The sequence below is a fragment of the Roseovarius aestuariivivens genome (assembly GCF_004761875.1).
GTDB lineage: Bacteria > Pseudomonadota > Alphaproteobacteria > Rhodobacterales > Rhodobacteraceae > Roseovarius > Roseovarius aestuariivivens.
The window spans coordinates 110118-123993 of record NZ_SJEY01000006.1 but is presented as its reverse complement, the minus strand read 5'-3'; the positions used below and the strand labels follow the sequence as shown (position 1 = coordinate 123993).

At 61.5% G+C, this 13876-nt stretch carries 14 protein-coding genes; 5 read left to right on the top strand and 9 right to left on the bottom strand.

All coding sequences use genetic code 11. The features are described 5' to 3' along the window. The first annotated feature begins 536 nt into the window (after positions 1-536). Positions 537-725: a Flp family type IVb pilin gene (locus tag EZV60_RS11250; RefSeq protein WP_135505489.1), complete on the top strand. Its 189-nt coding sequence runs from the start codon at positions 537-539 to the stop codon at positions 723-725. A gap of 8 nt (positions 726-733) precedes the next feature. Here the strand turns inward: EZV60_RS11250 and dxs are convergent, their stop codons facing one another. The 3 genes from dxs to EZV60_RS11235 are packed head-to-tail and all read right to left on the bottom strand — an operon-like array spanning position 734 to position 3791. Then, complete coding sequence (gene dxs / locus EZV60_RS11245; protein WP_135505487.1) at positions 734-2659, bottom strand: 1-deoxy-D-xylulose-5-phosphate synthase; 1926 nt, start codon at positions 2657-2659, stop codon at positions 734-736. A 25-nt stretch (positions 2660-2684) separates the two neighbouring features. After that, complete coding sequence (locus EZV60_RS11240) at positions 2685-3548, bottom strand: polyprenyl synthetase family protein (RefSeq protein ID WP_135505485.1); 864 nt, start codon at positions 3546-3548, stop codon at positions 2685-2687. Beyond that, positions 3549-3791 carry an exodeoxyribonuclease VII small subunit gene (locus EZV60_RS11235; protein ID WP_135505483.1) on the bottom strand — a complete coding sequence of 81 codons (243 nt, stop codon included), beginning with the start codon at positions 3789-3791 and terminating at the stop codon, positions 3549-3551. It lies immediately after the preceding gene. A 102-nt stretch (positions 3792-3893) separates the two neighbouring features. On the opposite strand from EZV60_RS11235, the gene EZV60_RS11230 reads away from it, so the two are divergent. From EZV60_RS11230 to EZV60_RS11220, 3 genes are all read left to right on the top strand, one after another. Next, on the top strand, positions 3894-4871 hold the full coding sequence (locus EZV60_RS11230; RefSeq protein WP_167853512.1) for a phosphotransferase: 978 nt from the start codon (positions 3894-3896) through the stop codon (positions 4869-4871). Positions 4872-4995: 124 nt separating this feature from the next. Beyond that, entirely contained in the window at positions 4996-5391 is a 396-nt protein-coding gene (locus tag EZV60_RS11225; protein ID WP_135505479.1) for a hypothetical protein, read from the top strand. 145 nt (positions 5392-5536) lie between these two features. Continuing rightward, positions 5537-6268: a dienelactone hydrolase family protein gene (locus tag EZV60_RS11220; protein WP_135505477.1), complete on the top strand. Its 732-nt coding sequence runs from the start codon at positions 5537-5539 to the stop codon at positions 6266-6268. 17 nt (positions 6269-6285) lie between these two features. On the opposite strand, the gene EZV60_RS19335 is transcribed toward EZV60_RS11220, so the two are convergent. The 3 genes from EZV60_RS19335 to EZV60_RS11205 all read right to left on the bottom strand — a co-directional run bounded on the left by EZV60_RS19335 (position 6286) and on the right by EZV60_RS11205 (position 9956). Further along, positions 6286-6498: a PAAR domain-containing protein gene (locus EZV60_RS19335; protein ID WP_280952590.1), complete on the bottom strand. Its 213-nt coding sequence runs from the start codon at positions 6496-6498 to the stop codon at positions 6286-6288. Between the two features lie 102 nt (positions 6499-6600). Further along, positions 6601-8337 carry a type VI secretion system tip protein VgrG gene (vgrG, locus tag EZV60_RS11210; RefSeq protein WP_135505475.1) on the bottom strand — a complete coding sequence of 579 codons (1737 nt, stop codon included), beginning with the start codon at positions 8335-8337 and terminating at the stop codon, positions 6601-6603. 77 nt (positions 8338-8414) lie between these two features. Next, positions 8415-9956 carry a helicase HerA-like domain-containing protein gene (locus EZV60_RS11205; RefSeq protein WP_135505473.1) on the bottom strand — a complete coding sequence of 514 codons (1542 nt, stop codon included), beginning with the start codon at positions 9954-9956 and terminating at the stop codon, positions 8415-8417. Positions 9957-10475: 519 nt separating this feature from the next. On the opposite strand from EZV60_RS11205, the gene EZV60_RS11200 reads away from it, so the two are divergent. Then, entirely contained in the window at positions 10476-11129 is a 654-nt protein-coding gene (locus EZV60_RS11200) for an invasion associated locus B family protein (protein WP_135505471.1), read from the top strand. Between the two features lie 133 nt (positions 11130-11262). On the opposite strand, the gene EZV60_RS11195 is transcribed toward EZV60_RS11200, so the two are convergent. Genes EZV60_RS11195 through lpxD form a run of 3 tightly spaced genes read right to left on the bottom strand, consistent with a single transcriptional unit; the run spans position 11263 to position 13871 of the window. Beyond that, positions 11263-12474, bottom strand: coding sequence for a beta-ketoacyl-[acyl-carrier-protein] synthase family protein (locus tag EZV60_RS11195; RefSeq protein ID WP_135505469.1), 1212 nt, complete (start codon positions 12472-12474; stop codon positions 11263-11265). Beyond that, the gene (locus EZV60_RS11190) at positions 12471-12746 is read right to left on the bottom strand and encodes an acyl carrier protein (protein ID WP_135505467.1); all 276 of its coding nucleotides are present in this window, start codon (positions 12744-12746) and stop codon (positions 12471-12473) included. Before EZV60_RS11190 ends, EZV60_RS11195 begins: the two co-directional genes overlap by 4 nt. 33 nt (positions 12747-12779) lie before the next feature. Further along, positions 12780-13871, bottom strand: coding sequence for a UDP-3-O-(3-hydroxymyristoyl)glucosamine N-acyltransferase (lpxD, locus tag EZV60_RS11185; RefSeq protein ID WP_135505466.1), 1092 nt, complete (start codon positions 13869-13871; stop codon positions 12780-12782). Positions 13872-13876: the final 5 nt, after the last annotated feature.

Sequence of the window (13876 nt, the reverse complement as noted above, 5' to 3'; positions counted from 1 at the left end):
GAAGATATGGCGGTGCATCGCGCCGGAGTCCGAATTCTGACCGCATTTGCCTTGTTTTTGCCGCATTTGAGATGGGTCTCAACCGAAGATACTTAAAGCGTTGAAGCCTAAGAGTTTGTAAAATTTCATTAAATTATGGGGTTAGCGGAAGCCTCAATACCCAATTCCGCTCTATTTTCCCTAGCGTTTTCAATATCGCAATGGCAGTCGCGTTTTGGAGGAATCTAAAGAAGAAAATTCTCTGCGGCGCGAACTAATTTTAATTCTGCTCAATAAAAACGAAACTATTTCAGTGTATTAAAGTGCGAACCTCTGGGCGAAGCCGTCATTTCTTCGTTGGCAGATCCGGCAAGGTCGAGTGCCCCGTTTTCGCCCCATTCCAGACCGGTTCGGGCCGGATTGCCTCAATTTTGCCAGATTTCGACACGAAATATGTCTTAATGCTGGCCGGCTCCGAACGTCTGGGGGGACAGAGCATCGCTCACCGGTGTCGGCCAGCGTCCGAAACGTAACGCAAGACCTTGGAAGGTTATGCAATGTACAAGCTGCTGAAGACATTTCTCGCGGATGAAGATGGCGCGGTCACGGTGGATTGGATCGTAATGAGTGCAGCCGTCGTTTGGATGAGCCTCGCGGCGATCGGCGCGGCGCAAAGCAGCGTCGATACTCTGGCAACCGCCCTGTCCGGTGAAGTGCAAACGAAAACGGTATCCGACGGCGATTGACGCCGGGCTCAGGCGCGTCGGCTGTCGATGCGCGACACACCCAGAACCTCGAGCACCTTCGCCTCGATGTTTTTTGCCTGCAGACCGGCGGTGGCGTACATGTCCGGCGGGCTTGATTGATCCAGAAACGCGTCCGGCAGGACCATCGAGCGAAACTTGAGCCCGGTATCGAACACCGCCGCTTCGGCCAGGCATTGGGCCACATGGCTGCCGAACCCGCCGACCGACCCTTCCTCGATGGTGATCAAGGCCTCGTGCTGTGCGGCCAGATCCAGCACCATCTCAGTGTCGAGCGGCTTGGCGAACCGCGCATCCGCAATCGTGGGCGTAATGCCCCGCGCAGACAATGCCTCGGCCGCCTTGATCACTTCGCCAAGACGTGTCCCGAAGGACAGGATTGCAACGCGCCCGCCCCGCTGCACGATCCGGCCTTTGCCAATCTCAAGCACTTCGCCACGCTCGGGCATGGTCACGCCTTCGCCTTCGCCGCGAGGATAGCGGAAGGCAATCGGGCCTTGATCATGCGCGACAGCGGTGGCGACCATGTGTTTGAGTTCAGCTTCGTCTGCGGCGGCCATAATCACCATATTCGGCAGACAGGCCAAGTACGCGATATCGAAACTTCCCGCGTGGGTCGCACCATCGGCGCCCACCAGCCCTGCACGGTCGATGGCAAAACGCACAGGCAGATTCTGAATGGCCACATCGTGGACCACCTGGTCATAGCCCCGTTGAAGAAAGGTCGAATAAAGCGCGCAGAACGGTTTCATCCCGCCCGCGGCAAGTCCGGCGGCAAAGGTCACCGCATGTTGTTCGGCAATGCCGACATCGAAACACCGTGACGGATATCGCTTGTCGAACAGGTCAATGCCCGTCCCGCCCGGCATCGCGGCGGTTATCGCGCAAATCTTGTCATCCTCGGCGGCATGCGCGACCAGCGCTTCGCCGAAAACCTTGGTATAGCTCGGGGCGTTCGACGGGGCTTTCTTTTGCTCTCCGGTGACAAGGTCAAATTTGGCGGTGGCATGGCCGCCATCCATCGCCTCTTCGGCCGGAGCGTATCCTTTGCCTTTCTTTGTCAGCACATGGATAAGCATGGGCCCGGTCGCGCGCGCCCTGACCGTGCGAAGTACCGGCAAAAGCTGATCCATGTCATGCCCGTAGATCGGACCCACATAGGAAAAGCCCAATTCTTCGAAAAGCGTGCCGCCGACGGCCATACCCTTGAGCATTTCCTTGGCGCGACGCGCACCTTCCTGGAAGGGTTCGGGAAGCAAAGACACCGCGCCCTTGGCAGCCGCTTTGAATTCCTGAAAGGGTTCACCGGCATATAGGCGGGACAAATAGGATGACAGCGCGCCAACGGGCGGCGCGATCGACATCTCGTTGTCATTGAGGATCACGATCAGGCGCTTGCCCAGATGCCCCGTGTGATTCATCGCCTCGAAGGCCATGCCGGCGGACATCGCGCCATCTCCGATCACGGCGATGGCGTCGCCATGCCCGGTCTCGCATACCCCTCCAAGATCACGCGCGACCGCAAATCCCAGCGCGGCGGAAATTGATGTGGAGCTATGCGCCGCCCCGAACGGGTCATAGGGCGACTCCGCGCGCTTGGTGAAGCCCGACAGCCCGCCCTTCTGGCGGATTGTGCGGATCCGGTCCCGCCTCCCGGTGAGGATCTTGTGCGGATAGCACTGGTGGCTGACATCCCAGATGATCTTGTCGCGCGGCGCATCGAACACGTGATGCAGCGCCACTGTAAGCTCCACCACACCAAGTCCCGCACCAAGATGTCCGCCGGTCTCAGAAACCGCCGCGATCGTCTCCGAGCGCAATTCCTGCGCCAGCTGCACCAGTTGCCGGTCCGAGAGCGGCTTGAGATCGGCAGGTATTCTGACGGTGTCGAGAAGCGGGGTCTGGGGCCGGGTCATCGGGCCCTCCTTGGCGGTCAATGGCTCAGATCTCGCGCGAGATAACGAAGCGGGCCAGCGCCCGCAAGGTTTCTGCGCGCTTTCCGTACTCAGATAGGGCGTCGCAGGCTTCTGTCACAAGCTCTTCGGCGCGGCGCTTCGCCCCGTCGAGGCCGAGAAGCGAGACGAACGTGGCCTTGCCCGCAGCGGCGTCTTTGCCCACGGCCTTTCCAACACGGTCCACATCGCCCGTCTCGTCAATCACGTCGTCCTGAATTTGGAAGGCAAGTCCAAGCGCGCGCGCATAGCCGCCCAATGGCGCAGGGTCGGTCCGCGCCATCACCGCGCCGGCCGTTGCGGAATAGACGAACAGGGCCCCTGTTTTGCCAGCCTGAAGCGCCGTGATCTCGGCAAGGTCCAAGGGGCGATCAGCGGTTTCGGCTGCGATATCAAGCGCCTGGCCCAAGACCATACCGTCCTTGCCGGAGGCGCGCGCCAGCCGCAACGCAAGTTCGGCCCGTGCTGCCGCGTCGGCGGGTCCGCGCGGGTCGAGCGTCAGCTCGAATGCCAGTGCCTGCAAGGCATCGCCGACCAGCACGGCGGTCGCTTCGTCCCACTTGATATGAACCGTCGGCTGCCCGCGGCGCAGGTCGTCATCGTCCATGCAGGGCAGGTCATCGTGTACAAGGCTATAGGCGTGCAGCGCCTCTATCCCGGCGGCCGGAAACACCGCGCTGGCTTCGGAAATGTCATGCAGGCGTGCGGTTTCCATCACTAGAAAGCCGCGCAGCGCCTTGCCCCCGAAAAGCGCGTGCCGCATCGCGGCCACAAGGGCCGCATCGCCCGGCAAGATGTCCGTCAAGCACGCCCGGATCGCCGCGCCGTCGCGCCTCAGCGCGTCTTGCAGCATTCACATGCCCTCGACAGGCGTGGTACCCGTGGGCTGTCCATCTGCATCAAGCGTGATTGCCGCGACCTTCTCTTCGGCGTCCTTGAGCTTGGCCTCGCAATGCTTCTTCAGCCGCGCACCATGGTCGTAGAGATCGATCGATTCCTCCAGCGGCACATCGCCCCGTTCCAGCCGTGTGACGACGCCCTCGAGCGCTTTCATCGCTTCTTCGAAAGACATCTCGGTGATCGGTTTCTCGCTCATGCGGGGCGGTCCTTTTGCTGACGTGTCCGGGCACTTTAGCGATCTGTGCGCAGTGGTTCAATTCGGTTGACGCCCCGAATGGGTTGCGGAAGGATGCGTGCCATGGCGCAACCCGACAAGACCGGAGATACCCCCCCGGCCCTGCCCGATCTGGCGGCGCTGGAGGCTGTGCAGACCCGCCTGATGGCCGCCGCGGAAGAGGCGCCGGCGCTTGCGCCGGCGGAACCCTACGAGGTCATCCGTTATGTCGAGGGAAAGCGCGCTGTGCTGCGCGGACGGCTGGGGGAAGAGGCGGCGATCTTTCGCATCTATTTTGGCGATACCGGCGCCTGTGCGCGCGACTGGGCTGAATTGCGCAGGGTCTGGCCGATGATGTGCGAAGGCGACGCGCAGGTCTGTACCCCGCTGGCCCATGCCCCACGCGCCGGCGTTCTCGCGGTCGCCGAGGTGTCAGGCACACCGCTTTTGCAGCATTTCTACGCCATCGATCCGCCAGAACGTGCGCAATGGTTGCAGCCTGCTGCGCGGTGGCTGCGCGCCTATACCGAAAGCTCGGAATCAGAGGTGGACGCGGCGCCGGGCGGTTGGCTTACCCGCGCCGAGCGCGCCGCGAAAGCGCAAGCATTCAATCGTTTGCGGCGCGTCGAGCGGCCCATCCTGGAAGAACTGAAACGTCTCGCGCCCACCATTGACGGCGGCAAGTGGCGCGCTGCGATCAGTCACGGGGATTTCCATCCCAACAACCTTATCGCGGCGGGCACCCGCCTGACCGGCATCGACTGCGGCGGATCGCGTCCGTTGCCCATCTACAAGGATATGGCGCGCTTCCTGATGCATATGGGCCGGCGCGGCATGATACCGTCGGGACGCTCGCGGTTCGGAGTGGATGCCGACGGTCTCGACGCCATGGCGGAAAGCTTTGCCTTGACCGATCGTGAACGCCGCCTGATCCTGCCTTTCTTTCTCGGAATCGAGGCATTGATCCGCGCCGAAACCCGCAAGCTAAGTAACAGTCGCGTGCGGCGCGCCCGCGCGATGTCCGAGGCGCTGCTGACGGACTTGCAGCAGATCAGAGGCTGACACTGCCCGACACGCGATCTGCTTGCGCAGCGTCGTAGAATATTCACTTTTAAGGCTTTTATTCGCCGCGATGATCGCTCTATGGTCGGACGAGGTTTGACGAACGGATTTAAAGGAGGCCTTCATGGTAGGAAAACACTGTTTCAAGCTTGCCGCCGCAACGTTTCTTCTGTCGATGCAGGGGGCGCTCGCGGTCGACGGCTCGCGGAACGATGGCTACCTGTCGGTCACCGAACAGCGCGAAGCGCTGGTGGATTGCAAGTTCGAGCTTGGGCGCGGCGGATGGCCTGCGTTCAAAGCGAGCTATGTGGAGAAGCCGTGGGGCGGGCAAACCCTCCTCCGGATTGAACCCGGCGCGAATGTCAACGCTCAGGATGCGGCCTGGATCAACTCCTGCGCCGATCAGAAACTTGGCCGCAGCTCCGAGGTCATCGAGCGTCCGGTCGAACGTGCGAGTGGCTTTTGTCCCAAGCATGCTCCGGTGATATATGGCGGCGCGCGCTACTGCCTGAAAAGGTAATCGCACAGAACTTTCGAGACAGGTCCGTTCATCTTTGTTGGGAACGGCGATGGGAATCGCAGACATTTTCTCGTAAAGGGCTGCGTGTTGTTCTTTCGCGCGGGCGAGCTATTTTTTTATTAGAAGAAAAAAGAGGCCTTGCCTGATGTATCGCGCTCTCACGATCGCCAGCCTCATTTCGACGCCCGTTTTGGCCGAGGATGTGTCTTATGACATGAAGGGCGAGGCCTTTAGGGGCTATTTCGCTGCTGCGGAAGATCCGAAAGGTCTTGTGCTAATCGTACACGATTGGGACGGCCTGACCGACTATGAGCGGCGGCGCGCGGACATGTTGGCCGATATAGGCTATGACGCCTTCGCGCTCGACATGTTCGGCCAAGACACGCCCACCGAGACGGTCGAACACCGGCGCGCCGCTACCGGAGCGCTTTATCAGGATCGCGACCGTATGCGCACCTTGTTGAATGAAGGTATCGCACAGGCGCAGGCGCGCTCGGATACATCCGGCATGGTGGTGATGGGCTATTGTTTCGGCGGGGCCGTCACGCTTGAGATGGCGCGCAGCGACGGGGCCGAAATGGCGGCAGGCTTTGCCACCTTCCACGGCGGGCTTGCCACGCCCGAAGGTCAGGGATGGGACGGAGATGAACCGCCGGTGCTCGTCCTGCATGGCGGTGCGGACACTTCCATAACCATGGACGATGTCGCGCGGTTCTCGAAAGAGCTTGAGGCGTCAGGAAATACTTACACGATTGAGGTCTATTCCGGTGCGCCGCACGCATTCACGGTTTTCGGTAGTGACCGGTACCAGGAACGGGCCGAAAGCGAAAGCTGGGCCGCCTTCTCTGCGTTTCTGCAAGAGCATCTCGGCGATTAAACGATCCAGGCGCGCGATCACCCGCCAATAAGCACGTTGGCAAAGCCAGATACGATCGTCCCGCCATGGGCGGTCGCGTCGCCGACCCGAGCCGCCGGGCGTCCCCCAATCAGAACGGTCGTGGATCCGCCGGTGACCGTATCGGGCGGTCCGACGCAGGCGGCGGTGTCACCAGTTGTCGCCGCAGGCAATCCGCCGATCAGCACGGTCGGCTCTCCGGGGCCGAGGATTTCGCCGCCCTAATGGGGAACAGGGACCGCGTCGGGCGTTACCTGCGGGCAGCTATGCTGGTCTGTCAGTCGTGCGGCTGGTGGCATGCAGGTTCTCCCGCTTCAGTTGATTATCACCGTGGTGCCTTTGACGGTGGTGTCTCCCGCCGAGCTGAGCTCGGCGCTCGCGCTGCCTGTCGCGGTCAGACGCGCCTTGGCCTCGACAGTGACGTTCGTACCCTCGACGCTGATTTCCGTTCCAGACAGCCGCAAGGCCCCTTTTGCCTGAATGGAGATATCCTGCGACGAAGATAGCGTGATCCCCTTCTGATGCAATTCGACGGAATTGGCATGGCCGTCGGTCAACGTCAGGCGGTCGTCCTTGTCGCTCAGCCTGACCATGTGTCCGCCCGGGGTGCTCAGGGTCATCACCTTGTCATTCTCGTCAAACGCAATGGTCATCTGTGATCGCGTCACGATCGCCTTGCGGCTGTTGGCCTCGTCCGGTGTGAGGGGTGCGGGCCATTGCGACCTGTGAAGGGCTCCCAGAATAATCCCGGCATTCGGATCTCCGTCGAGAAATCCAAGCACCACCTCGTCACCAATCTCTGGCAGGAAATCGAACCCCACGTTCCTGCTGGCGTAAGGAGCGGCAAGGCGGACCCAAATCCCCGATTGCGCGTCGGGCATCAGGGGCAGCGCCACCTTGATGCGCCGTTCGCCGGTGGGGTCTTCGTGGGTCTGCAGTACCTTGGCGATCTGAAGGCCAGGAGCTCTGGCGTGCCGCTCGCCCTGCCGCGACGTATCTGCGTCAGGCGGCAGACCCAGTGTGACGGCGCTGGTCCAGAAACCATTCGAAACGGTGTGAACGACTTTCGAAATGTAGCCTGCCCAGTTGAACCGGGCGCCGAGGTCCTTGATCTCAAGAAGCGTATCGGCGCCAAGCCCCGAATTGCCAGGGCAGGTCAGGGTTCCGCGTATGCGCGCAAGACGGCTTCGCAGCAGCGTCGCGTCAGCCCAGGCTTTCAGGGCCTCCTGACCAATCGGACTGAACGATCTGAGCGCCCGATCCTCCAGATCGAGCACCTGCGCCAAAGCCTGTCCGGTGAGATTACCTTGTGCATTGACAGACGGCTCCGATGCCGTGCCGGTTTCGGTGGCGCGGGACACGGGGTTCCAAGCAGAGGCGGAAACACTCGCCCATTGAAACGTCGCATCCAGGTCGAGATCGAGCTCGATAAGGGTTCGTCCGTACTCCACGGAAAGCTGTGGCTGATCAAACTTCGGGGGACCGACATGCACCATGGCGTTTTCGACTCGCACGATGTGACCGTTGGCGCGGGCCAGGCCTTGGACATAGTCCCAATCGGTCGCTTCGCCCTGAAGATGATGTTCCCGCACCAACCCGGTCGTTGAAATGTCGGCCTGCAATCCAACATTCGTGATCATGGCCTCCATGACGTCGGCGTCTGTGCTATCGTGGAACTGCGCCGCCTGGCCGGATAGCGTCATTTTCAGCGCCTCATCGTGACAGCTCAGTGTCAGAGTGGATGCGCCAGTCTCTGTGAGCGAGATTTTTTGACCTAGGATCACGCCCGCGAAGGCCCGCGTATTCTTTCCCGAGTATCCCACCGCTATCTCGATCCGCCTTCCGGGTGCGAATTGCGACGTGGCACTGAGAGGAAAGTCGGCTTCGGAAACATCCCCGTCGGCCAGCGTCACCTCCGCACTGGGAACGGCGTTCAGCCCTGCTTCGGTGGTGACACGGATCACTTTGTAGGTGTCGGAAATCTCCGCACCGTCAATCCGGATACCGAAGGTGACAACGCCTCCGGTATCGGTCTGAACAGACTCCGTCATGGCTTATCATCCCCCATTTTCGCGCAACGCTAGCAGGTGCGGTGGGAAATGCACGTCTGCATTTCGGCGTCGCGGTGCTAGCGGCCCTTGAACAAGCCGCCGAGTATGCCACGCACAATTCTGCGACCAGTGGTACCCTTGAGCTCTTTTAAAACGACATTCGCCACGGCCTCGCCGAAGCTCTCGGTCTTGCCGCGCCCGCGCGAGGTCGACCGCTCAACCTTGGTGCCGGAATACCGGCGGCCTGCGTTGAACTCGCGCTCGGCGGCGCTTGCCGCTTCGGCCTGCTCTTCTGCGCGGGCGGCGTCGCGCGCCGCCTTCTCGGCCCGTTCCGCCAGGATTTCGAACGCCGATTCACGGTCGAGCGGCGTCTCGTACTTGCCCGCAACCGGTGAGGTTGAAAGTACCTCGGCGCGCGCAGCGTCGTTGATCGGCCCAAGTTTGGAGGACGGCGGGCGGATCAGCGTGCGTTCCACGATGCCCGGCACGCCCTTGTCTTCCAGCATCGAGGTCACCGCTTCGCCCACGCCCACATCGCGGATCGCATCCGCGGTATCGAACCGGCTGTTGGGCCTGTAGGTTTCCGCCGCCCTTTCGAGCGCCTTGCGGTCCCGCGCCGTGAACGCGCGCAGCGCGTGTTGAAAGCGGTTGCCAAGCTGGCCGAGGATATCTTCGGGTACATCGTCCGGATTCTGGGTGATGAAATAGACACCAACGCCTTTGGACCGGATCAACCGGGCCACCTGCTCGACCTTGTCTACAAGCGCTTTCGGGGCGTCCTCAAAGAGAAGGTGCGCCTCGTCGAAAAAGAACACGAGCTTCGGCTTGTCAGGGTCCCCGACCTCGGGCAGCGTTTCGAAAAGCTCGCTGAGAAGCCAGAGCAGGAAGGTTGCGTAAAGCCGCGGCGCCCCCATGAGCTTGTCCGCGGCCAGGATGTTGATCTGCCCGCGCCCGTCCGGAGCGCGGCGCAGCAAATCATCCAGGTCGAGCGCCGGCTCGGCAAAGAACTGTGCGCCGCCCTGGTTTTCGAGAACCAGAAGCGACCGCTGGATCGTGCCGACTGATTGCGACGAGACATTGCCGTAGCGCAGGCTGAGTTCCTTGGCATTCTCCCCGACCCAAACCAGTAGCGCCTGCAGGTCCTTGAGGTCCAGCAGCGGAAGACCCTGTTCGTCCGCCACGCGGAAGGCAATGTTGATCACGCCCTCCTGCGCGTCCGACAGCTCCATGAGCCGCGACAGCAGTAGAGGACCCATTTCAGCCACGGTGGCGCGCACCGGATGGCCTTGCGCGCCGAAGAGATCCCAAAACGTGACCGGAAATGCCTCGTAGCGATAGTCGTCGAAGCCGATGATCCCCGCGCGCTTCTGAAAGGCATCGTGTAGCTTGAACTCGGGCGATCCCGCGGCGGCGAGACCGGACAAATCCCCTTTCACGTCGGAAAGAAAAACGGGCACGCCGGCTGCGGAAAACCCTTCGGCAAGGATTTGTAGCGTGACGGTCTTGCCGGTGCCGGTTGCGCCCGCGATCAGCCCGTGCCGGTTGGCGTATTTCAGCGTCAGCCCCTGGGGCGTTGCGTATTCCTCGCCGCCTCCGCCCACGAATACCTTGTTTTCCAACGCTTTTCTCTCCCGCCATGAAGTTTTCACGGTGTGAACATACTAACTTAACGATTTCCTGCCAGTATTTATCTCGCTCCGGGCCTCATGTCCTCTTGGTCTCGGGGCAACTTCCTCCCTGTCAGACTGGCCGCGCCCTTGTGGTGCGGCCCTTTTTCGCCATTGGCGGCGGCACAAAACAGTTCGCATCTGCGCCGAATGCTCCTCTTTTTCAGACGCTTAGTTCCTGCATTGATGATGTCATCACTTTTTTTGATCTTCCCTGTTGACGGTCTTTCGGATCTGTCCTAGCGTCACCATCAATGACTAAGTCGGCCAGTCCGACAGGGAGAAAAGAGGAAGAGCGACCTTCGGGTTACTCTTCCTTTTTTCTTCCTTATCGACCAACTTCCCGAGACCGCGCCGTCAGGCAAAACCGCCTTGCAACCCCGCGGCGGCTGAGGTTTTATCTGCGCAGCCGGCGGGGGGTCGGCCCGACGCCCCTGCCACTTCCTTTTTACGCAATCTTTAGGGGACAACATGCCCGCTTTTATCCGTACCCTGCCCGTTCTCGTCCTGCTGAGCCTCGGCTCAGCCCTTTGGGCGCAAGACGCCGAGGCCCCATCGACCGACGCACCCGAGGCGGAAACTGCCGCCGAGCCGGAAGCGTCTGAAACAGCGGAGACCGAAACACCCGAGTCCGATCCTGCCCAAGAACTCGATATGGGCCAGGAGGTCGCCGAGGATCCCTCTTATATCCGCGACGAATACGGCGATTGGCAGCTGCAATGTTTCCGGACCGATGCCGGAGAGGACCCCTGTCAGATGTACCAGCTTCTGCGCGAGGAAGGCGGGAATCCAGTGGCCGAATTCAGCCTCTTCAAGCTACCGGGCAATAGCCAGGCCGTGGCCGGGGCAACCATCGCCGTACCGCTCGGCACGCTGCTGCCCGAGGGGCTGAAGATTGCCGTGGATAGCGGCCCGGCAAAGGGCTACAACTTCTCGTTCTGTTCAATGGCGGGCTGCTTTGCGCGCATCGGGTTCACAGCGGCGGACGTAGCGGCCTTCAAGGCAGGCGCAGAAGCGACGCTCGTGATTGTTCCGGCGCAGGCACCTGATCAGACAGTTGCGATCAAGGCCTCGCTCAACGGCTTCACCGCAGCCTATAATGAAGCCTCCGTTATCGAGAACTGAGGCTTCCAGCCCTTGACCAAGACATGCCGCCGCCCTTTCACCGGGGCGGCGTTTTTTATGGCCGGTAGCTTGGAAGTTTTGCGGGCCGCGCCCTTAGTCGCTAAGGCCCGCGTGGCGCATCCAGAGCTTGCAATCAGCTAAATCGCTTGAGAGCCAGGACGGCGTTGAGGCCTCCAAAGGCGAAGGCATTAGACAGCGCCACCTCAACCTTGGCTTCGCGCGCTTCGTTGGGCACTACGTCCAGTGCACATTCCGGATCGGGTTCCTCATAGCCAATGGTGGGCGCCACGATCCCGTCGCGCAGCGCCATAATGCAGGCCAGAAGCTCTACAGCGCCGGTACCGCCGATCAGATGGCCATGCATCGACTTGGTCGAGGAGATCAGCAGCCGGTCAGCATGCGCGCCGAACACGTCTGCCACGGCCGCGCTTTCGGTTTTGTCATTGGCGGCCGTACCGGTGCCATGCGCGTTGATGTATCCAACTTCGCCCGGTGCGATACGTGCGTCCTGAAGCGCGCCCTTGATCGCCCGCGCCGCACCGTTTTTCGAGGGCATGACGATGTCGGCGGCGTCCGAGGACATGGCAAACCCCGCCACTTCGGCGAGGACTTCGGCACCGCGCCGCTTTGCATGTTCAAGTTCTTCAAACACGAACACGCCTGCGCCCTCGCCCTGTACCATGCCGTTGCGGTTGGCCGAGAACGGCCGGCAGCCATCTTTCGACATGACCCGCAGACCTTCCCAGGCTTTCACCCCGCCGAAACACAGCATCGATTCAGACCCACCCGTGACCATCACCGGCGTCAGCCCGCCATGCACCATCTGGAAGGCCTGCGCCATGGCGTGGTTCGACGATGCGCAAGCGGTCGAGACGGTAAAGGACGGTCCCTTAAGGTTGAACTCCATCGACACATGGCTGGCGGCGGCGTTGTTCATCAGCTTGGGCACCACGAAGGGATGCACCCTGTTCTTACCGTCTTCGTAGACAGATCGATAATTCTCGTCGAGCGTGGTCATACCGCCGCCCGAGTTTCCCAGAACGACACCGGCCCGAGCCGCCAGGTCGCCGGAAAATTCCAGACCGGCCTGCCCGATGGCTTCGCGCGCGGCGATCAGCGTGAACTGCGTGAAGCGGTCGTAAAGCGATAGTTGCTGACGGTTGAACCGATCGGTGGGGTCATAGCCCTTGACCTGCCCCCCGATCTTGATCGAAAGCCGGTCAACATCGGGAAATTCCAGCGGCCCGATACCGCAGCGCCCTTCCCGCATCGCTTCAAGAGTGGCCGACACATTCTGTCCCAGCGCATTGATCGTACCCGCGCCGGTGATGACAACCCGCTTCACGTGTGTTGTTCCGCCACCAATTTCTCGATGCCCGCGACAATGGAAGACACCGTGGAGATGTCGAACTCGCTCTCTTCCGGCGCGTTCGCGTTGAACGGCACGGAGATGTCGAACGCCTCTTCAATGGCGAAGATGCTTTCCACAAGGCCCAGACTGTCGATTCCCAGATCTTCCAACGTGCTGTCCATCGTCACATCCGAAGGCTCCAGCACGGCCTGCTCGGCGATGATGTCGATCACGCGGTCTCTGATGTTGACGGCGCTGCTGTCCATGCGTTGTATCCCGATTGCTTCGTCGCGGAGGATTTAGTCATTCCGCGGTTGGTTTGAAACCGTTTTCTTCAGGTCGGCCACATCCGCAAAAAGCCTCTTGAGACGGCGCAGTCCTTTATAGACGTCCATCTGGGCATCCATCTTCATCGCGGGATAGCCCAGCATGACCCGACCAGCCGGCACATTGGCCAGCACCTTGGTGCCACCGCCGGTGATGACGTTGTCGCCGATGAAGATATTGTCGGCCACGCCCGTCTGTCCGGCCAGGACCACGTTATTGCCGACGGTCACCGACCCGGCCAATCCCGCCTGCCCGCAGATCAGGCAATCTGCGCCGATGACGCAGTTATGACCAATCTGCACGAGGTTGTCGATTTTCGTCCGGTCGCCAATCACCGTGTCACGGATCGTGCCCCGATCGAGGGAAACATGCGCCCCCAATTCCACGTCGTCGCCGATGCGCACTGCGCCGAGACTGTGAATGCGCACATAGGATTGCGCGGCGATCTCGCCCTGGTCGCCAAGGGTCTGCCGTGCGCGCTCGACCCCCGAGATGTCCGGCGTCACGTAGGAAAAGCCGTCTGAGCCTACCACTGCGTTGGGCTGTGCGATGAATCGGTCGCCGATCGTGACCCGTGCGCCGATCCGCGCCCCTTCGCGCAAAAAACCGTCTGCGCCGATGGTCGCGTCTTTACCAACAAAAGCTTGTGGTCCGATCACAGTGCCCGCGCCGATCCGCGCGCCGGCACAAATCACCGCCATCGGCCCGACCGAGACGCCTTCGCCCAGCTCGGCGGTGTCATGGATCACGGCGGACGGATGGATCCCTGTCTCCCAACCTTGGCCAGGGTCGAAAAGGGTTGTGAGACCGGACATCACATAGCGCGGCCGCGGCGCGACGATCGCGGCTGAAAGACCGAAGCTCTGCCAGTCGGCTCCGTCCCAGACAAGTGCCGCGCGCGCCTGGCCCTGCGGCAACGCTTCTGCATAAGCTGGTTTCATCGCCAGCGCGAGGTCCCGCGGCCCGGCATCGGCGGGCTCGGCCACGCCGTCGATCTCGATGCTATCGTCTCCAAGGGCCGTGGCGCCCAGCGACGCGGCGATCTCGCGGATGGAATAGGACATGCGTC

Coding starts and splice junctions, on each gene's coding strand:
- EZV60_RS11220 (WP_135505477.1), top strand. CDS start 5,537: ATGTATCGCGCTCTCACGATCGCCAGCCTCATTTCGACGCCCGTTTTG.
- EZV60_RS11250 (WP_135505489.1), top strand. CDS start 537: ATGTACAAGCTGCTGAAGACATTTCTCGCGGATGAAGATGGCGCGGTC.
- lpxD (WP_135505466.1), bottom strand. CDS start 13,871: ATGTCCTATTCCATCCGCGAGATCGCCGCGTCGCTGGGCGCCACGGCC.
- EZV60_RS11190 (WP_135505467.1), bottom strand. CDS start 12,746: ATGGACAGCAGCGCCGTCAACATCAGAGACCGCGTGATCGACATCATC.
- vgrG (WP_135505475.1), bottom strand. CDS start 8,337: ATGACGGAGTCTGTTCAGACCGATACCGGAGGCGTTGTCACCTTCGGT.
- EZV60_RS11200 (WP_135505471.1), top strand. CDS start 10,476: ATGCCCGCTTTTATCCGTACCCTGCCCGTTCTCGTCCTGCTGAGCCTC.
- dxs (WP_135505487.1), bottom strand. CDS start 2,659: ATGACCCGGCCCCAGACCCCGCTTCTCGACACCGTCAGAATACCTGCC.
- EZV60_RS11240 (WP_135505485.1), bottom strand. CDS start 3,548: ATGCTGCAAGACGCGCTGAGGCGCGACGGCGCGGCGATCCGGGCGTGC.
- EZV60_RS11235 (WP_135505483.1), bottom strand. CDS start 3,791: ATGAGCGAGAAACCGATCACCGAGATGTCTTTCGAAGAAGCGATGAAA.
- EZV60_RS11225 (WP_135505479.1), top strand. CDS start 4,996: ATGGTAGGAAAACACTGTTTCAAGCTTGCCGCCGCAACGTTTCTTCTG.
- EZV60_RS11230 (WP_167853512.1), top strand. CDS start 3,894: ATGGCGCAACCCGACAAGACCGGAGATACCCCCCCGGCCCTGCCCGAT.